Here is an 18,277-nt window from a genome sequence, read left to right as displayed (position 1 = left end):
CTATTTTTCTCGAATGAGGTCGCGCACCGGCCAAGGCGCGACCTCAATGCTGATAGAGCGAGTTGTCGCTGCGCGCGCGGTCGTCCGTTGCGGCTTGCGGCGCGGCCGCATGCGCCTCGAACCAGTTCATGATGGCGCGCACCGGATTCGACGCGCGCACCGGCTGCGCGGAAGCGCGCGCGAGCAGGCGCTTCGCTTCACGGCTCGAAACGTCGACGCTTGCGGCCCGGCCCGCACTTTGCCGCACGCACCACCACTGCTGCGAACGCGCGCATTGACGCGCGTCCGCGAGCAAGACGTCGCGCTGCTGCTCGCGCGCCGCGAGTTCGGCGCGCAACTGCTGCGCCTCGCCATTGCCCGGTTGCACGGCAAGCGCGCTCATCAGCGACTTGCGCGCGGGCCAGAGACTATTGCGGTCGAGACTGGCGCGGGCGTTCGCCAGATTGCGCGCGAGGGATGCGCGTGTAGTGAGGTTGCCCGCATTCGGGGCGTTATTGCTCACCGCAATACTACGTTGTACGAACGAATTTTTCGGCAGCGCAACGTCGTCGCGCTGGGCGCTTACCGCTTGCGCGGGCGGCGCGCTGTGCTGCACAGCAAGCGCTCCCGCGGTGGCGGAGGCCTGCGCGCCTGGCGGCCGCTGCACCGCGCCTTCGATGATCTGAACGCCGGGCGCCGGCGCCGACGCGCCGCGATGAAACATCGCATACGCGATCACGGCCAGCCCAATCGCCGCCAACGCGGCCCACGCATAGCCCGGCACGCGCGGGCGGCGCAGTTCGCTTTCGTCGTGCGAGGCGTAGTCGAAAGCCAGGGCATCGCCGGGCATGCCCGCTTTCGGCGCCATGCCCGGCAGCGCACTGAATACGCGCTGCGCAAGACCGTCTTGCGATGGCGGAGGCTCGATCGACTCGCCCGGAAACGCCGGTGTCGCGGCAAGCAGATTCGCGCCGCACTGAGGACAGAAGATCAGCGGCACTTTCATGCGGGCGCCGCAGTAACGGCATTGCTCGGGGGCCTCGTCGCCGGGGCCGGATTCGTCGAACATGAGGAGAGCCGCAGCTTCAATGGACGTATCAAGACGTTTTGAATATGGGCTAGTTCACCGCGAAGATCAATGAGGGGACACGTCGCGTGGCGGAATCGCACTAGAAGCTGGCGAACGACGCGCGGCTCGCGCAGGCGAAGCGGTGCGCCCGCGATATCGCCGGTTTGTCGTAATTCAACCGATGTTTGGCGGCACCACCGCGGTGCGTCGCGCGATGCTGTTGCGCGGACCCTTGTATGGGCTCCCGTTATTGGCTCCTGGCATTGGCGCTACCTTGCAGGCGGACGAATCCATGCGAACGACGACCGACGAACCCCATAGTGGAAAAGATCGCGGGCCAGCCATCGAACCGACGAGAAGCGGCTCGAAAAACGGCCCCCGTCTCGCGCTCAAACCCGTGCTTAAACGGACGTTGCTGAACGTCGTTGCGCGACTGCCCGACCGCGTGCAGCGCGCGATGTTCGCCCCGCCCATCCGGCGCGTCTGCACGCGCGTGCCGCTGCTGCGCGCCGTGTACTCGGGTTGTCTGCGCCGCCATCCCATCGACCTCGAATACGGCACCGACACGAGCGGCCTCGTCGACGCGCCCACGCAACGCGACGCGCGGTTCGCCGGCCAGTTGTGTCCCTACATGGGTTCGCAGCCCACCATCATCCGGCGCGCGCTCGACACGCTCGGCAACGTGACCGGCTATACGTTCGTCGATATCGGCTGCGGCAAGGGCCGGCCGCTCATCGTCGCTTCCGAATATTCGTTCGCGCTCGCGTTGGGGTACGACATCAGCGCCAATCTCGTGCGCGTCGCCAATGCCAACGCCATGAAGATTGCGCAGCGTTTTCCCTATCGGCCGCCCATGCGCGCGTTCGCGCAAGGTGTAAGCGAGTTGCAATTGCCCGCCGGACACGTGGCCGTGTTTCTCTTCAACCCGTTCGGCCCCGACCTCATGGCTACGCTGCTCGATAAACTCGAAGCGGGCCTGGCGAGCGGCGAAATCCAGCATCTCTTCGTGATTTACGACAATCCGGTTTGCGGCGCGGTATTCGATCGCTCCACGTATTTGCAGCGCTGGTTTGCGGGCGTGTTCGCTTACGATCGCCGCGAAGTGGGCTATGGCCCGGAAATCGAGGAAAGCGTGGTGATCTGGCAAAGCCGCCGCGGGGCGCGGCCCGACGTGTTTATGGACCGAGCGCGCCGCATCGCTGTGAAAGATAGCCTGAGCGCCTCACTCGAATAAGTCATGACGACCACAACCCTCGCGTCAAATGCGCTCGACGCTGCCGCAACGTCGTTTCGAAACGAATTGGTGCGCTGCGATTCGCTCGAATCGTTTCGCGCGCTGGAGCCGCAATGGCTCGCGTTGAGCGGCGCCCCGGAATCCGGCTCGCCGTTTGCCTGTTTCGAATACGGCGAACTCGCGTTTGCGACCGCGCTCGCAAATGGCGCCGTGGTGGAAATTGCCCGTGTATTCGAAGCCGGCGAACTCGTCGCGCTATGGCCTGTTTTCATCGCGTCCGAAGGCTTGCTGCGCGTCGCGCGGCCTTTGGGCTGCGGCTGCGGCGAGGAATACGGCGGCCCCATCGTGAAAGACGCACGGCGCGCGGACCTTTATGCGGCCGCGGTCGATTCGATTCGCCATGTTCACGCGGATTTACTCGACATACCCATGCTCGCGCAGGGCAGCGCGCTCGCCGTCGCCCTCGATCGCGCGCCGCAAGCATGGGCGTCGCGCTGGCTGCCCGCTCGCGCGCGCGTCCTGCCAGGCTACGCAATCGGCTTGCGGAATTACGCGTCATGGAACGACTTTCTGGCCACGCGCCCTTCCGCGTTTCGATCCGCGCTGCGCTATAGCGCCAGGCGTCTCGCTCGTGAAGGCGACCTGCATTGCGGCTGGTGCGAAAGCGTGGAGGATACGCGCGAGGTATTGACCTGGCTGTTCGCAAATAAACGGACGTGGGCGATTAAACGCGGCATTGAAACGCCTTATTTGATGCGTGACGACGTGCGCGACTTTTTTATCGCACTTGCCGGGCAAATCGACCTTTTACGCACGCCGCTGGTCGCGTGTGTCAAAGTGAACGGGCAGACGGTGGCCGCGTCGGTCAATCTCGTGGGCGCGCGCCAGGTCGAATATTTCATCACGACTTATGACGACGCCTTTAGCGCCTATTCAGTCGGCAATCTGCTGGTGGAATATGTGGCGCGCTGGGCGCACGCACACGGCCGGGATTTCGATTTTCGTCCGCTCCACGGCGACTATAAGGCACGCTGGGCCGACCGCCAAACCTTGCACGAAACGCGCGTGATCGTGCTCACGCTTCGCGGGCGCTGTGTGGAGGCGAAATTGTTGTTGACGCAATCGAAGCGTGTGGTTCGAAAGCTGGCGAGTCTGATCGCGCGTCGTTTGAAATAACGGCTCCGGAATTATCGGGTTCCTGCGCGAATCATTTAACTCGAATGAGTCCGGCACTCCGGTTGCAACCGCGCAACCGGAGTTAGCGTGCATAAAAATTACTGGCTCGCGCCTTGGCCCGCATTGGCCTTCTTTTCCGCGTTCTGGATGTCTTCCGGATAATTCGCATCGTTGCCCGTGGCCGGGTTATAGCCGTTCTTCTCCAGCTTGCTCAACTCGGCATTCCTGCGTGCGCGGGCGTCCTTGCGCGCCTGCTTGCGTTGCGCCTTGGTCGGCGCGGTGGTGGTCGTGCTCGCCGCCGCTCCGGCCGTATCCGCCGGAGCGTTTTGTGCAAGCGCGGGTTCCGCTACCAGCATGGCGGAAACCATGGTGGAAACAGCGGCGACGGTAGCGAGCAAGGTGCGATGTCCGTTCATCTCTTCTCTCCTGGTGGCGCAGCCAAAGCGCAGTGGGAATGCTCTCGACGGCGAAAGCGCAAAGGCCGCGCCCGCCGCTCCATCGAACAACCGTCGAACAAAACGCGCACCAAAGCGAAGCAATCACGCCTCATGCGCCGTTCGCGCGGGCACACCGACCGGACGCACCGACCGGACGCATAAATCCGACGCACCAACTGGACGCACCAACGAAAGCTCCCGGCCGATTTGCCGTCGGGCACCGCGCTTGCGTCATCGACTGCAAACGTGTTTCTTAAACAGGAGTCGCCATGCAGCAAGCCGCCCGACGTCGCCCGCGCAAGACCGTTACGCTTTCCGCGCTCGTATGCGCCGCCTTCATCGTGCTGACCTTCGTGCTCGCCGAAATGAAGCCGTGGTCGCGCAAACCCGCCGATGCCGGCGTTTGCCCCAACAACACCGTGCAATGGCAACAGACCGCGCTCAAGGGCAAGATCGACGGCGAAGCGGGTCCCGCGTTCAAGAGCAAGTCGTTCACGATCCAGGACGGCGCGCGCTGGGACGGCGACGACCGCGACTGGGTCGTACCGTTTCGCACTCCCGATCAACAGCCCGGCGACAAGAACTTCACCGCGCTGATCGACTGCACCGGCTCCGTCGAAATCAAGGGCGGCGGCCAGTAATGCATGGGAATATGCACCCGCGCGCACCAGCGTGCATCAGCGCGCGCCTGGCGCGCACTTAGCGATATCTCTTAGCGATATCACCACCGGAGACAGCCATGTCCACGCCGCTCGCCATCGAACCGCTTCGCTTCGACCCGACCTTCGAACATATTGCCGACGACGAGGTGGACACAATCGAGCGCCTGGTGGAGGCATTGCAGCAAATCCAGCAAACCACCGCGAACGACTACCATCATGCGGTGCGCAGCGTGCATGCGAAAACTCACGGCCTGCTCGACGGCGAACTCACCGTGCTGGACGATCTGCCCGCGCCACTGGCGCAAGGCGTGTTCGCGACGGCGCGCACTTATCGCGTCGTCATGCGGCTTTCCACGAATCCCGGCGACGTGCTCGACGACAGCGTGTCCACGCCGCGCGGCCTTGCCGTCAAGATTGCCGATGTGGAAGGCGCGCGCCTGCCGGGCAGCGAGTCGCACACGAGCCAGGACTTCGTGATGATCAACGCGCCCATGTTCACGGCGCCCACGCCGAAGGCATTCGCCTCGAACCTTGCGCTGCTCGCCAAAACCACCGACCGCGCGCCAGGCGGCAAGAAGGCCCTTTCGAGCGTATTGCGCGGCGTGGAGAAAGTCGTGGAAGCGCTGGGCGGCGAAAGCGGCAAGCTCAAGAGCTTGGGCGGCCACCCCGAAACACATATTCTCGGCGAGACGTTTTACACCGCCGTGCCTGTGCTCTACGGTCCTTATTTCGCCAAACTCAGCATTGTGCCGGTCTCGCCGGAACTGACCGCGTTGACGAATGCGCCGCTTGACACGAACGGTCATCCCAACGCATTGCGCGACGCCGTGAGCACTTTCTTCGCCACGCAAGGCGCGGAGTGGGAAGTGCGCGTGCAGCTCGCCACCGATATCGAGCGCATGCCGGTGGAGGACGCCTCCGTGCGCTGGCCCGAGGAAGAAAGCCCGTACGTGGCCGTGGCGCGTATTCGCGCGGCGCCTCAACCCGCATGGAGCGAGGCGCGCTCGAAAGCGATCGACGACGGCATGGTGTTCAGCCCATGGCATGGCATTGCCGCGCACCGGCCGATTGGCGGCGTCATGCGCTCGCGCAAGCCCGCTTATGAGATATCGGCCGCGTTTCGCGGGCAATTCAACGGCTGCCCGATTCACGGTTAAACGCATGGTGAAGCGCAACATTGCGGATGCCAACTTCTTTTCGGCATCTTCGATGCAATGCGAGTACAAATGACCGATCCCCGTTTTACCGGCCGTCCATCGTGCGTAAAGAATATCCAAGCGATAGCCAGGTATTTACACTGACTCAAGCGCCACTCGAACTAACCGTTATTACGCTGGAAAGCCCGTTCGCCGCCTTTGCGTCGAACGGGCGCTGAACGTCCGGGTCTGCGCACGCCACGGTGCGCGCAGACCGCCGCAAATCTCCCTTCGCCCATGCCGACCGAATGCGTCAGGCGAACGGCATGGCGTTCCCCGTTTTCGCGGCAATGAACGTAGTGCAAACCAGAACATTGAGAGAGCCGAAGGCGTGGAAAGCACGCCGCTATATCGGCAAGTCGCCTTTTATCGCGCTGGCCGTGGCGATCGTGCTGTGCCTTTCCGTGGGCGCGGCGATCAATGCCGCGCTCTCGCGCAGCGCGCAGGACGAGCGGCTGCAACAGGCGCTGAACGTGACGACCGAACTCGAAGGTCTGCTCACGCTGCACATGGCGGCCAATACCGACTTCCTCAAAGGCGTGGGCATCGCCGGCTATACGTCGCGCGCGTGGCCGATCAAACGCGCCGCCGCCGTGGCCGGCATTTATGACCGGCTCGAAAGCGACTTCGCGGGCGGCCCGCACATCGCCCGCATGATCCGCGAGTTGCGCACCTTGAGCGCCGTGTGGCCCGAGCAGCTCGACGCCGCCGCGCGCAACATCGCGCTCGCCGACGCCGGCTCGAAACTCGAACCGGCGCTCTTGCAGCACGCCAACGACACGCTCAGTTCGATCATGACCTTGCTCACCGAACTGCGCAGCCAGGAGCGCGACCAGATTCGCGCGATGCAGATGAGTGCGCAGGCGCAGCTCGCGCGCCAGAAGATGTCGCTGATCGCGGCGTCGGCGGCGGGCGCGCTGTTGCTGATCTTCGCGTTGTACACGAGCCACCGCGCGGCGCTCGCGCGCAACGCGGCGAAGATCGTCGCGCTAGAGGGCGAGCGGCGTTTTCGCGAGTATTTCGAGCAGCATCCCATTGCAATGCTGATATTCGACGTTCGCGACCTGGCCATACTTACCGCCAACGCGGCCGCGCAGCGCCAGTACGGCGCGACGTTGCAGCAATTGCGCGCGATGTCCATCGACGAACTGCGCCCGCTCGCCGACGTCGAGGCATTCCGCCGCGACCTCAAGCGCTCCGTCGAATCGGGACATCGCAGCGGCCCAGGCGGCGTGCGCCGCCACAAGCGCGCGGACGGCTCCATCCTCTTCGTGGATATCGCGTATCACCTGCTCGACTATGCGGGCCGCGAAGCGTGCTTCGTGACCGCGCACGACGTCACCGCGCACGAAGAAGCGAAGGACGAATTGCGCGTTCGCAGCCGCGCGCTCGAAGCGACCAACAACGCGGTCGTGATTTCGCAGCGCATCGACGGCGAGAACACCATCACCTATGCGAACGGCGCGTTCGAGCGCATCACGGGCCGCAGCGTGCGCGACGCAACGGGCGCCGAGCATTGGGCGATGCTCGGCATCGACCCGGCTTCGGCGCAAGCGCAAACCATTCGGACTGCGATGCAATCGGCCAGCGAGGGGACCGGCTTGCTGCAATGCTTCAAACCCGACGGCGCGCCTTACTGGATCGCGCTGCACGTCGCGCCCGTGCTCGACGAGCATCAACGGCCCACGCATTGCGTCACCGTGTTCAGCGACGTGTCCGAGCGCATCCGCTATCAGGAGCAGTTGCGCACGCAAGCCAGCGAGGACGCGCTCACGCATTTGCCGAACCGGCTCGGCCTCACCGCGCGGCTGCACGAAACGATTCAGCTCGCGATGAAGGAGCGCCAGAAAATGGCGCTGGCTTTCTTCGACCTCGACAACTTCAAGGAGATCAACGATTCGCTCGGCCACGCCGCCGGCGACGAAGTGCTCTGCGAAGTCGCGCGCCGCCTGCTGGACCACGTCGCGAGCGGCGAAATCGTTGCACGCTATGCAGGCGACGAATTCGTGGCCGTGCTGTACGGGCGCGGCGGCCTCGACAGTTTCGTCGACGCGGCGGCCGCGATGAAGGAGTCGCTCACCCACGGCTTTCTCATCGGCAACAAGGTCGTCGCGACCCAGGCGAGCGTGGGCGTGGCCGTGTTCCCCGACCACTCGCGCGACCCCGACACCTTGCTCAAATATGCCGATTCGGCCATGTACCGCGCGAAGTCGGTCGGCCCGAACAGCATGCAGGTGTTCGACGAGCATCTCGCCGCGCAGAATCTCGAACGCACGAGCCTCATGAACGCGCTGCGGCGCGCGGTGACGCAGCGCGACTTCACGCTCGCGTATCAGCCGCGCGTGAATCCGCATACGGGCGAAGCTTCGGGATTCGAGGCGCTCGTGCGCTGGCACGACGCGGAGCGCGGCGCGGTGAGCCCCGCGCTGTTCATTCCGCTCGCGGAGGAAAACGGGCTGATCGTGCCGATCGGCGAATTCGTGTTTGAGGCGGCGTGCCGCCAAACGCGCGCGTGGGCGCAGCACTATCCCGACATCGTGGTTTCCGTGAACGTGTCGCCCGTGCAGTTCGCGCGCTCGGATTTGCCGCGCATGGTCGCGGCCACGCTCGCGCGCACCGGCGTAAGCCCGCGCAACATCGAACTCGAGATCACCGAAGGCGTGCTGATGGCGCCGCGCTCGCTCGCGACGCTGCGCGCGCTGCGCGACATGGGCCTTTCCATCGCCATCGACGATTTTGGCTCCGGCTATTCGAGCCTCGGCTATATCCGCAGCTTCATGGCGGACCGGCTCAAGCTCGATATGTCGTTCGTGAGAGGCATCGGCCGCTCGCACGCGGACGAGGTGATCGTGAAAGCCGTGCTCGCGCTCGGGCAAACGCTCGGCATGCGCGTAGTGGCCGAAGGCGTGGAGACGCGCCGCCAGCTCGACTTCCTGGTCGAAAACGGTTGCGACGAGGCGCAAGGCTACTGGTACGCGCGCCCCGCCGACGCCGCCAACGCGTTCGCCTGGTTCGAAGCGAGCCGTCAAGCTTCGGATTCCTTATCGAATACGTGGGCGGACTGAGTTGTATGCCGGCCGGTCACGGCGCGGCACGCAACGAGACACGAAAACGAAGCACGAAAACAAGGCACGAAAGCGAGGCACGAAAACAAGGCACGAAAGCGAAGCGCGAAAACATGGCGTAGAACAGCGCAGCGCAATTTCGCAATGTTGATAAAATCGCGGTTCGCTCCACCACGCGTTCGCCGTTCGGGCGGGCGCGCCTTAACTCGATCGACCGACTCATGTTCACGATTTCCGATTCCTTGCCCGCCGAAAAAGCCGCCCGTTACGAAACGCTTGCCGCACAGGCGCGCTCGCTCATCGAAGGCGAATCCGACGTCATCGCGAACGCCGCGAACTTCGCCTCGCTCGTGTTCCACTCGCTCGACGGCCTGAACTGGGCCGGCTTCTATTCGTTCGACGGTGCCGAACTCGTGGTCGGCCCGTTCCAGGGCAAACCTGCCTGCGTGCGCATTCCGCTCGGCAAGGGCGTGTGCGGCACGGCGGCGGCCACGCGCGAAACCCAGGTCGTGCGCGACGTACACGCGTTCCCCGGCCATATCGCTTGCGACTCCGCTTCGCAGTCGGAGATCGTCGTGCCGCTCGTCACGCCCGAGGGCGAACTGATCGGCGTTTGGGACGTGGACAGCCCGCACCTCGCGCGCTTCGACGAAGACGACGCCAAGGGCATGGAATTGCTCTGCCGCACCTTCATTCAATACGGCTGGAAGCGCGGCTGACGCGTCTCGCACGTCTCGCACTGCCGCCGGCTTTCTCCGCGGGCTTTGCGCCCGGCCGCATCGACGTGATCCGGTCCGGTCCGGTCCGGTCCAATATCGTGCCAACGCGCTGTTTCGGTTCATGCGGAACGGCGCGTTTTTCATTGCGCTTTCATTCGTCTCGCGTCCGCTTCCCTGCCCGCTTTCCTGCCCGCTTCCCTGCCCGCTTTCCTGCCCGCTTCCCTGCCCGCTTGCCCGCCCTGCCCGCATTTCCCGAAACGCAGTTCGCAATCTGGCGCGTTCGTGACAACGAAATGGCTCGCGCGCCATCTCCCGCTTTTACGGACACTTTGCGGGCCGCGCCGCGATCTCCGGGGAACAATATCTGCGACTGCCGTTCGGAGAGGAAAGAGCAAGCGCGGCTGGCTTGCCTTCTCCTTTCATCGCGCGGTCGCGGCAACACCTGCGGCGGCCCGCACGCTTCGCGAGGGCCACATGGAATCCCGTCCGGGACGTTCGATCGAAGTCGACTTTTTTCGCGGCATCGTGCTGATCGTGATCGTGCTCGATCACATTCCCGGCAGCGCGCTCTCGCATCTGACGCTGCACGCCTATGCGCTGTGCGATTCCGCCGAAGTGTTCGTGTTTCTCGGCGGCTATGCCTCGGCGGCGGCGTACGAAGCGGTGCTCTCGCATCGCGGCGTGGGCGCGGCGCAAGGGCGCTTTTTCAAGCGCGGCTGGGAAATCTACCGCGCGTATCTGCTCACCGCCGTGCTCACGCTGCTTTCCGGCGCGCTGCTCGCCGCGCTGCACCTGAACGCGAGCGCCGCAAACCTGAGCGGCTGGGCGCCGTTTGCCGCGCATCCGGTGCGCGAAACGCTGCATATTCTCTCGCTCGCGCGCCAGCCCTATTTGTCGAGCGTGCTGCCGATGTATGTCATATTTGCGCTCTGCATTCCAGCCGCGGTGCCGTTCGCCCGCCGCGCGCCGTTCGCGGCGCTCACCGCGAGCCTCGTGATCTGGGCGCTCGCGCCGCAACTCGCGGCGCTGCTGCGCGTGAGCGATCTGCCCGACTGGTCGTTCAACCCGTTCGCCTGGCAATTGATGTTCGTGTTCGGCATACTTTGCCGGCTGCATCCGATGAGCGCCGATTTCAAGGCTTCGGCCACGGCGCGCTGGATCTTGCGGGCGGCGCTCGCGGCCGTCGCGGCGTTCGCGGCGGTCAAGCTGCTCGTTCTGACTCAACCTTTGCCCGGTGCCATGAAACAGCATCTCGCCTTCTCGCGCGTCGTCAACTTTATCGGCATCGCTATCCTCGCCGCGTATTTCGTCCATCGCGGCACGATCGCGCGCCTTGCCGAACGCCTGCCCGCCGTGGTGACCGTGGGGCGCACGGGGCTCGTGTGCTTCGTCGGCGGCACGATGATCTCGCTTTTCGTCGATACGGCCACGCCGCGCGCGCTGCACGGCGCGGCTGGATTCGCGGCGGCGCTCGCGGGCGACGCCGTGGCGATCGGCGCGACGCTCATGCTCGCGAAAGCGTGGCGCGGCACGCTCGGACGCCACAAGGCGCGCGCGGCCGTCAACGGCGCCGGCTGCCGATGAGGCGTGGGACGGGCGAAGCCCGCCCGCCGATTGCTTCCGGCGGTTCGGGCGGTTCGGGCGGTTCGGGCGGTTCGGGCGGTTCGGGCGGTTCGGGCGGTTCGGTCGCGCCGGTCGATTCGGGCGCGCCGGTCGATTCGGTCGATTCGGGCGTGTCGGTCGATTCGGTCGATTCGGTCGCGCCGGTCGATTCGGGCGCGTCGGGCGCGTCGGGCGCGTCGGGCGGTTCGGTCGATTCAGTCGGTTCGGTCGATTCAGTCGATTCGGGCGGGTCGGGCGGGTCGGTCGGTTCGAGCGCGTCGGGCGGTTCGGTCGAGCCGGTCGCATCGGTCGCGGCTGGCTCAGCGCTGTACAAAGCGCTTCCTGCGCTTCCTGTGCTCCACGCGCGCGCGGCGCTGCGCACGCTGACGCTCGCCACGCTCACGCTTCTGGCGAGCGCGCACGCGCATGCGCAACGCACGCCCGCGCTGCCGCTGCATTGCGCCGATCTCGCGGGCGCGCTGCTGCCGAGCGCCGCCATCGGCTTGCCGACGGGCGGCGCGCTCGTGCAAACCGCCGCCATGATTCCGGCCACGGCCACCGGCAACCAGAACGGCGACTATTGCCGCCTCACGGGCGTGATCCGGCCGCAAACGGCGGGCACGCCCGATATCCGCTTCGAAATCAATCTGCCGAGCCGCTGGAACGGCCGCGCGCTGCAATTCGGCGGCGGCGGCTACAGCGGCGTGGTGGTGACGGGCACCGGCCCCGTGCCGTTCTCGCCGGACCGCGCGCCGCTCGCGCGCGGCTATGCCACCTTCGGCGACGACTCGGGCCATATCGGCGATTCCTCGCAGGCGAACTTCGGCCTGCTCGACGAAGCAGTGACCAACTTCGGCTACGCGCATCTGAAGAAAACGCACGACGTGGCGCTCGCGCTGATCGAGCGCGGCTACGGGCGCGCGCCGCAGTACATGTATTTCGCCGGCGGATCGACGGGCGGCCGCGAGGGCTACACGGTAATCCAGCGCTACCCCGACGACTACGACGGCGTGATCGCCAACGCGCCTGCGCTCAACTTCTCGGGCGTGCGGCTCTTGGGCGTGGAAGTCGGCCAGGACGAATATCGCACGCCGGGCGGCTTCATTCCGCCGCATCTGCTGGAACGCGTGTACGCGCGCACGCTCGCGGCCTGCGACGCGCTCGACGGCGCGGCCGACGGTCTCATCAGCGACGTGCAGGCATGCCGCGCGAAAGAGCCGGAAATCGTCGACTCGCTGCGCTGCAAGCTGCAAGATCCGTCCAACATCGACAACTGCCTCACGCCGCCGCAACTGGCCACGCTCGAACAGTTGCGCGACGGTTTGCGCCTGCCTTATGCGCTCGCATGGAACGTGACGGGTTATCACGGCTACAACGTGTTTCAGGGCACGCGCTTCACGAGCGGCCTGGGCCTCGCGCATTCGCCGCAACCGCTGCCGCAGCCCGAATTCATCGCCAACGGCTATTTGTACGCGCAAGGCGACGCCTACGTGAAGTATTTCGTCACGCACGACCCGACCTTCGACTCGTCGCATTTCGACGTGGCGCATCCGGGCCGCTATCAGCAGCGCCTCGTGACGCTTTCCGCGACCATCGGCGCGATGAACCCGGACATGTCGCACTACATGGCGCGCGGCGGCAAGCTCATCACGCTGCAAGGTCTCGCCGACGAAGTCATCAGCCCGAACCAGACCATCGCCTATTACAACGGGCTGGTCGCGCGTTACGGCGAGGCGCGCGTGGACAGCTTCATGCGTCTCTACATGGTGCCCGGTTATCAGCACGGCAACGGCGTATTCATTCCGTCCGTCGATTTGCTGGGCGCGCTCGACGATTGGGTCGCGCACGGCGTCGCGCCCGAAACGCTGCTCATGACCGACCTCACGGAAGCGAGCAATGGCCGCACGCGGCCGCTGTGCCGCTATCCGGCGTTCGCGCGCTATGTGGGCAAGGGCAATGTGAACCGGGCGAGCAGCTTTGTTTGCGAGAGTTCGGAGATTGCCTCGCCTTGAGGAGAGCGAGACGGAGAGGTGGCGCGCGCGCGATCGCGAAGAATGCGATGTGGTGGAACGCTCGCGTTGGCGGATTGACTTTTTGCTGGTTGACTTTCGTCGATTAAGTTCGTCGATTTAAGGGAAATTGTATTCGCGCAACCTTGCGAGGTTCACGTTGCGCCTGTGAATTGCATCAAGCTGTGCGGGTCATTCTCGCTATCTTTCACGTGCTGCTCCCTACCTCTGTTGAAAACGCCGGTAGCGTCTTTGGCACAGTTTCCAAAAGTGCAACAGCGGTACGGCATATGGTCCATGAGCGAATCTCGGGACCCAAAAGTCGAGCGGGATTTCAATGTCGTCCGCAAGGGCAATAGCCGGTACGCCGATCATTCCTTCGATTTTTACCGCTGCAACGAGGGCGTCGCTAACGACCATCAAGTGATCGCCGTGTCTACGTTCCCAGTAGCGACCATACGAGACACCACCTCGAAGCATCAAATCTTCGCTGAGAGCGGTGAACCAGAGCACCTGCAATGTCGTTAATAATGGGGGCAACTCGCGTGAAGTCAAAAGGATGGCATCCGAGTACATCGTCATTTTGACCTCGGAACGAAAAAGTTCGGGGTCTCGCCGTTCGGCGAATCGACGGTAGACGTCAGCTACCGCAGATTGATTCATTTGCATGTTCCTTAGGCAGATAAGCGAAAACCATTGGCGCCAAGATCGGCACCAGCATGTTGCTTTGATTCGAGACGTCACGGCGGGTTCGTCCGGGTGGTACACCATGATTCGTGACAAGACGTGCGTCAACCCGATCAGGTTTTTCGATAGACGCCAAATGCATTGACCGATATGGTCTCTGGCCTTTGCGAAGCTACCTCGCGTTGAGTTTTCCACCAGTCTCCTTTTGCAGGCCTCTTCTTGTCGCGATATTGCACGAGGCCCTGCTATGTCGCCACAACGGGTATTCAATCATGCTTGACCCCTCCGCCCTTTCCTCAATGAAGCCGCTGTTCATGACGCCCTGCTATGCCGGAAATGTTGGAGCGAACTTCGCGAACAGTTTGCTCGCACTTAACAACGGTCTGTGGGAAAGCGGCATGCGGGGCGTCGTGCGAATAGAATCGGGCGAGAGCCTGATCACGCGGGCACGCAACGAGGCCGTTGCACGCTTCCTGCTCGACGCCAGCCTGACACATCTGTTCTGGATCGACGCCGATATCGGTTTTTCCGTCGATCAGGTTTTCCGCCTGTTGTTGGCCGATCGGGATGTCGTTGCCGGGGTCTACCCTATCAAGCGCTTTGACTGGCCAGTGGAACTTCCGGCTGGTCTCACCAGAGAGACTTTCACCCAGCGATACTTACGCTACCCGGTAAACGCGCACGATGGCGTATCGACCAATGTCGACAGTGACGGATTCCTCGAAGTAAGCGAAGCGCCGACGGGATTTATGTGCATCCGGCGAACTGTGATCGAATCCATGGTAGAACGGCTACCCGAGCTTAAATATGTGCCAGATGGGCCGCACAATACCCAAATGCACGATCTTTGCTACCGCTTTTTCGACGTCATGGTAGAGCCGTCGACGGGCCGATATCTTTCGGAAGACTACGCGTTCTGCCGTCGCTGGCGCGATATCGGCGGTCGCGTCTATGTCGATACCCAGTCAAAATTGTCCCACCAGGGTATGTACACATGGCACGGCGATTTTGGTGCATCCCTTGCGGTCACTCCCGAAACGGCCATCGGCGGTGACCGCTAACATGGAAGCAAATGAACAGAGCGTAATCTCGCGTGGTGGCACCGAACTGATGCTGGATGCACTGCACGCTCGGCTGGATCCGGAACTTGCGAAGCATTTTCAGATCATCCCGGGTCGAGTTCGGAACCTCGATCCACGCCGCAAGCGCATCCTGTGGTTGCACAACAAGCCTTGCCGGGAAGAAGCCGGCTTGCTCGAACAGGCTGCCAATCGTGCGATGTTTGCGGGCATCGTTTGCGTATCGCACTACCAGGCGATGCTGTATCACCTGATCCCGGGTGTGCCGTATGCGGACATGACGGTCCTACAAAACGCGATTGAGCCGTTCGGGTCATTTCGCTCTCGGCGCGCTGATCGCGTCCGGCTAATCTATCACAGCGCGCCGGATCGCGGACTCGCGGTCCTTGTACCGGTATTCGAGCATCTGGCGGCACACCATACCGACATCGAACTCGACGTCTTTTCGAGCTTCAGTCTCTATGGCTGGGCTAAACGCGACGAACCCTATCGCTCGCTATTTGAACGCTGTGTGGCTCACCCTCGTATCCGCTATCACGGAGCACAGTCCAACGCGACGGTGCGTCTCGCGCTGTGTGAGAGCGATATCTTCGCGTATCCCAATCTCGAGCCAGAGACGAGCTGTATCGCGGCCATCGAGGCAATGTCCGCAGGGTGTCTTACGGTCTGCGCGGCGTACGGAGGATTGCCTGAAACTTGCGCGAATTTTGCACGTCTCTACCCGTTTGCGGAAGACATGCAGGTCCACGCAAGCCGTTTCGCGCATGTACTGGATCACGAAATCCGTTCAATCCGGGAACGAAGGGCCGAAAACGAGCGTTTGCGCGCACAGCAAGTCGATTACTTCAACCACTTTTACGCGTGGGACCGCCGCATCCTGGAGTGGAACTCCTACCTGCGGGGATTGCTGTAACGCCCGGCCAGGATTCGCGACTCGCGACGCGCGCGCACTGACAAATGCCTCCGCCCATCCCCGTGACTATCGGGAAGCAATCCTTAGTAATTACTGATTACCTTTACTCAGGCTGCACGCAGCGCAGCAATATACCGATACACCGTCGGCGCGTGGTAATCGCGGAAAATCAGTGCCGTCGAGCTCTGTGAACAGTCCGTCATGTGCCCGGCTCCGTCGAAAACATGCAGGCATTTTCAGATCAGTCGCCGCCCATGATCGCCAGACGACGCCCGCACACCCTACCTTCCACCGGCGGGATCTTCGCTTGGATGTCGCTGGTCGAGGACAGGCGAAAATTGTGCAACCTCTACCGCCAAGGCGTTCGTTACACGTTCAATTACGTCGCCCCATTCTCCGGGACGCTCTTGCCGGAACAACCGCGCTGATGGATACCAAGGCGAGTCGTCACGACCGATAAGCCATCGCCAGCATCCATCAAAACGCGACAGAATCCATACCGGACGATTCAACGCACCCGTGAGATGCGCTGTCGAAGTATCAACCGTGACGACGAGATCCAGGCATTCGATAATGGCGGCAGTGTCTGCGAAATCGGCAACTTCTCCCATCGGGTCCAAGGGACGCAAATGCGGCTCGATTGCCTCGATCTGTGGACGCGTGGTCGTGCCGAGTTGCAGGCTGACGAAAGTCACCCCAGGCAGCTTTAGCAAAGGTTCGAAATCGCGTGCATGAAGCGAGCGGCGGCGATCTACGAGGTTCGCATCCGGCATATGCTGTCGCGGATCGCCGGCCCAGACCAGGCCAACCTTAAACCCACCTGCGGGTAAACGTGCCCTCCAACGTGCCAGCGCCTCCATCGAAGTGGTGAGATAGGGCATCTTCCGCGGAATCGAACAGAGTGTTGTTTTGAAGCGCAACGGTAGGCTTGAGATGAAGCACCAAAAATCATGCCGCGGGAGATCGCGCATGCTCTCGGGGCGCATACAAGAATCTACGCCATCCATCTTTTCAATAAGGCGCCTCAAACTCTCTGGGCAGACCACTGTCACGCGCACCGCACCAAGCTCTTTTAGCATCGGTAGGTATCGACAAAACTGTAGAATGTCGCCGCATCCCTGCTCCCCGAGAACAAGCAACGATTTTCCCAGCAGCGATTCGCCTTGCCATTCGCAGAAGTCAATCGGAAATGGTCTCGTGCTCACGCAATCTTGGGCGAGATCGTTGCGTGCTTCATGCAATTCCCACCCCTCTTCGTATCGACCGCGCTTAAGCAGTATTACAGAAAGATTAAACTTGGCTACTGAGTGGTTACCCTCCAAAGCCAGTGCCGATCGCAGTGCGACCTCAGCTCCATCGAGTTGATCTGCCATGAGCAACGCCGCGCCCCGATTGATCAACGCGTCGACATGGCGAGGATCAATTGCGAGCGCTGATGTACTCGCAACGAGCGCCTCCTCGATCCGTCCTTGTCCGGTGAGCGCAGCGGCAAGACCGCTCAGCGATGCAGCATCATTGGGTTCAAGCTCAATCGCCCGACGAAAAAGGACCTCTGCTTCACGATAGTCCTTGGACAGCAATTTCAATCTACCAAGACGCCGGTATGTGCGAGCACACGTTGGATTGAATTCTCGCGCCGTTTGCAACGTCTGTTCTGCCTCTGCGTGACGCCCCGTTGTGGAGAGGACAAAGCTCAGATTGTGATAGGCCTCGATGAACCCGGGCTGTAACGCGATCGCACGACGAAATGCTTCTTCCGCGCCGTCAACGCGCCCTGTGTTCAGGCACAGAGTGCCGAAATTGTAGTGCGATGACGCGTAGTGAAAATCAAGCTCTATTGCACGCCGATATGCCGCCTCGGCCGCATCATGATGACGTTTCTCTGTCAGTACGTTGCCCAAATTATCATAATATATTGCCGACTCCCCGATGGATAGCGCTTTCCGAATCAGAGACTCCGCCGCACTTAGTCGACCGTGCTGAAACTCGATCAACCCGAGAAGATGGATTGCATCCGCGTGCTGAGGATGGTTCTGTAGAACGCGGTGGTAGCCGCGTTGTGCCTCGTCGAAAGCGCCGCTCCGATGAGCTTCAAGTGCATTCTGAAAGTCAGGCATGGAAATTAATTGGCAAGTTCAAGCGAAATTTAATCAACGGTGGCAGTTATGCCTTTGACACAGAGTTTAGATGGGATTTTCATTCAAACTCTATGCTGAATAACCAGTTAAACCCATTTAAACTTTATATTTTTATTGATTTTCGGATAACTAATTAACTGCCATTCAATTGCCGGGTAACAAGGCAAAGCACTGATCTTCTCTCGACAACCGGCTCACTGATGCCAATGTGGGCTACCCGAACCTGGACCGGATCGTGAAAGGCGCGCCGCCGGGGATCACCCGCAGCCGGGACACGGCATACGATTTAAGTGATCGCCGAACAACGCCGGA

The 18,277-nt window shown here is 62.5% G+C and carries 15 protein-coding genes; 10 read left to right on the top strand and 5 right to left on the bottom strand.

Translation table 11 applies throughout. From position 1 onward, the window contains the following. Window positions 1-43 precede the first annotated feature (43 nt). Window positions 44-1,048: a hypothetical protein gene (locus tag U5805_RS15865; protein ID WP_322104433.1), complete on the bottom strand. Its 1,005-nt coding sequence runs from the start codon at window positions 1,046-1,048 to the stop codon at window positions 44-46. Between the two features lie 457 nt (window positions 1,049-1,505). Between U5805_RS15865 and U5805_RS15860 the strand changes: the two genes are divergently transcribed. Further along, window positions 1,506-2,282 (top strand): hypothetical protein, encoded by a 777-nt coding sequence (locus tag U5805_RS15860; protein ID WP_322104432.1) that lies wholly within the window; start codon window positions 1,506-1,508, stop codon window positions 2,280-2,282. Between the two features lie 429 nt (window positions 2,283-2,711). Next, window positions 2,712-3,458: a GNAT family N-acetyltransferase gene (locus U5805_RS15855; protein WP_322104431.1), complete on the top strand. Its 747-nt coding sequence runs from the start codon at window positions 2,712-2,714 to the stop codon at window positions 3,456-3,458. Window positions 3,459-3,556: 98 nt separating this feature from the next. On the opposite strand, the gene U5805_RS31830 is transcribed toward U5805_RS15855, so the two are convergent. After that, window positions 3,557-3,997 carry a hypothetical protein gene (locus U5805_RS31830; protein WP_415914609.1) on the bottom strand — a complete coding sequence of 147 codons (441 nt, stop codon included), beginning with the start codon at window positions 3,995-3,997 and terminating at the stop codon, window positions 3,557-3,559. Window positions 3,998-4,164: 167 nt separating this feature from the next. On the opposite strand from U5805_RS31830, the gene U5805_RS15845 reads away from it, so the two are divergent. The 3 genes from U5805_RS15845 to U5805_RS15835 all read left to right on the top strand — a co-directional run bounded on the left by U5805_RS15845 (window position 4,165) and on the right by U5805_RS15835 (window position 8,818). Next, complete coding sequence (locus U5805_RS15845; RefSeq protein ID WP_322104430.1) at window positions 4,165-4,536, top strand: hypothetical protein; 372 nt, start codon at window positions 4,165-4,167, stop codon at window positions 4,534-4,536. Between the two features lie 98 nt (window positions 4,537-4,634). Beyond that, window positions 4,635-5,714, top strand: coding sequence for a catalase family protein (locus U5805_RS15840; RefSeq protein WP_322104429.1), 1,080 nt, complete (start codon window positions 4,635-4,637; stop codon window positions 5,712-5,714). Between the two features lie 305 nt (window positions 5,715-6,019). Then, window positions 6,020-8,818, top strand: a complete 2,799-nt coding sequence (locus U5805_RS15835) for a putative bifunctional diguanylate cyclase/phosphodiesterase (RefSeq protein ID WP_322104428.1) — start codon at window positions 6,020-6,022, stop codon at window positions 8,816-8,818. Window positions 8,819-8,834: 16 nt separating this feature from the next. Here the strand turns inward: U5805_RS15835 and U5805_RS15830 are convergent, their stop codons facing one another. After that, entirely contained in the window at window positions 8,835-9,041 is a 207-nt protein-coding gene (locus U5805_RS15830) for a hypothetical protein (RefSeq protein WP_322104427.1), read from the bottom strand. Between U5805_RS15830 and U5805_RS15825 the strand changes: the two genes are divergently transcribed. From U5805_RS15825 to U5805_RS15815, 3 genes are all read left to right on the top strand, one after another. Continuing rightward, complete coding sequence (locus tag U5805_RS15825) at window positions 9,040-9,537, top strand: GAF domain-containing protein (RefSeq protein ID WP_322104426.1); 498 nt, start codon at window positions 9,040-9,042, stop codon at window positions 9,535-9,537. The genes U5805_RS15830 and U5805_RS15825 overlap by 2 nt on opposite strands. A gap of 474 nt (window positions 9,538-10,011) precedes the next feature. Beyond that, window positions 10,012-11,121, top strand: a complete 1,110-nt coding sequence (opgC, locus tag U5805_RS15820) for an OpgC domain-containing protein (RefSeq protein ID WP_322104425.1) — start codon at window positions 10,012-10,014, stop codon at window positions 11,119-11,121. Then, window positions 11,118-13,151, top strand: a complete 2,034-nt coding sequence (locus U5805_RS15815; protein WP_322104424.1) for a tannase/feruloyl esterase family alpha/beta hydrolase — start codon at window positions 11,118-11,120, stop codon at window positions 13,149-13,151. Before opgC ends, U5805_RS15815 begins: the two co-directional genes overlap by 4 nt. A 219-nt stretch (window positions 13,152-13,370) precedes the next feature. Here U5805_RS15815 and U5805_RS15810 read toward each other — a convergent pair whose 3' ends face one another. Further along, window positions 13,371-13,811 carry a hypothetical protein gene (locus tag U5805_RS15810; RefSeq protein ID WP_322104423.1) on the bottom strand — a complete coding sequence of 147 codons (441 nt, stop codon included), beginning with the start codon at window positions 13,809-13,811 and terminating at the stop codon, window positions 13,371-13,373. 296 nt (window positions 13,812-14,107) lie between these two features. Between U5805_RS15810 and U5805_RS15805 the strand changes: the two genes are divergently transcribed. Next, window positions 14,108-14,896, top strand: a complete 789-nt coding sequence (locus U5805_RS15805) for a hypothetical protein (RefSeq protein WP_322104422.1) — start codon at window positions 14,108-14,110, stop codon at window positions 14,894-14,896. A 1-nt stretch (window position 14,897) separates the two neighbouring features. Then, entirely contained in the window at window positions 14,898-15,827 is a 930-nt protein-coding gene (locus tag U5805_RS15800; RefSeq protein WP_322104421.1) for a glycosyltransferase, read from the top strand. 281 nt (window positions 15,828-16,108) lie between these two features. Here the strand turns inward: U5805_RS15800 and U5805_RS15795 are convergent, their stop codons facing one another. Next, window positions 16,109-17,944, bottom strand: a complete 1,836-nt coding sequence (locus U5805_RS15795) for a tetratricopeptide repeat-containing glycosyltransferase family protein (protein WP_322104420.1) — start codon at window positions 17,942-17,944, stop codon at window positions 16,109-16,111. Between the last annotated feature and the right edge of the window lie 333 nt (window positions 17,945-18,277).

The sequence above is a fragment of the Paraburkholderia sp. J41 genome (assembly GCF_905220235.1).
Classification (GTDB): domain Bacteria; phylum Pseudomonadota; class Gammaproteobacteria; order Burkholderiales; family Burkholderiaceae; genus Paraburkholderia.
The sequence above is the reverse complement of the archived record's forward strand: the minus strand, read 5'-3'. Positions and strand labels throughout refer to the sequence as shown.

Excerpts from the sequence above, each read along its gene's own strand:
- U5805_RS15865 (WP_322104433.1), bottom strand. The coding sequence starts at position 1,048 with ATGTTCGACGAATCCGGCCCCGGCGACGAGGCCCCCGAGCAATGCCGT.
- U5805_RS15860 (WP_322104432.1), top strand. The coding sequence starts at position 1,506 with ATGTTCGCCCCGCCCATCCGGCGCGTCTGCACGCGCGTGCCGCTGCTG.
- U5805_RS15855 (WP_322104431.1), top strand. The coding sequence starts at position 2,712 with ATGCTCGCGCAGGGCAGCGCGCTCGCCGTCGCCCTCGATCGCGCGCCG.
- U5805_RS15845 (WP_322104430.1), top strand. The coding sequence starts at position 4,165 with ATGCAGCAAGCCGCCCGACGTCGCCCGCGCAAGACCGTTACGCTTTCC.
- U5805_RS15840 (WP_322104429.1), top strand. The coding sequence starts at position 4,635 with ATGTCCACGCCGCTCGCCATCGAACCGCTTCGCTTCGACCCGACCTTC.
- U5805_RS15835 (WP_322104428.1), top strand. The coding sequence starts at position 6,020 with ATGGCGTTCCCCGTTTTCGCGGCAATGAACGTAGTGCAAACCAGAACA.
- U5805_RS15825 (WP_322104426.1), top strand. The coding sequence starts at position 9,040 with ATGTTCACGATTTCCGATTCCTTGCCCGCCGAAAAAGCCGCCCGTTAC.
- U5805_RS15830 (WP_322104427.1), bottom strand. The coding sequence starts at position 9,041 with ATGAGTCGGTCGATCGAGTTAAGGCGCGCCCGCCCGAACGGCGAACGC.
- opgC (WP_322104425.1), top strand. The coding sequence starts at position 10,012 with ATGGAATCCCGTCCGGGACGTTCGATCGAAGTCGACTTTTTTCGCGGC.
- U5805_RS15815 (WP_322104424.1), top strand. The coding sequence starts at position 11,118 with ATGAGGCGTGGGACGGGCGAAGCCCGCCCGCCGATTGCTTCCGGCGGT.
- U5805_RS15810 (WP_322104423.1), bottom strand. The coding sequence starts at position 13,811 with ATGAATCAATCTGCGGTAGCTGACGTCTACCGTCGATTCGCCGAACGG.
- U5805_RS15805 (WP_322104422.1), top strand. The coding sequence starts at position 14,108 with ATGCTTGACCCCTCCGCCCTTTCCTCAATGAAGCCGCTGTTCATGACG.
- U5805_RS15800 (WP_322104421.1), top strand. The coding sequence starts at position 14,898 with ATGGAAGCAAATGAACAGAGCGTAATCTCGCGTGGTGGCACCGAACTG.
- U5805_RS15795 (WP_322104420.1), bottom strand. The coding sequence starts at position 17,944 with ATGCCTGACTTTCAGAATGCACTTGAAGCTCATCGGAGCGGCGCTTTC.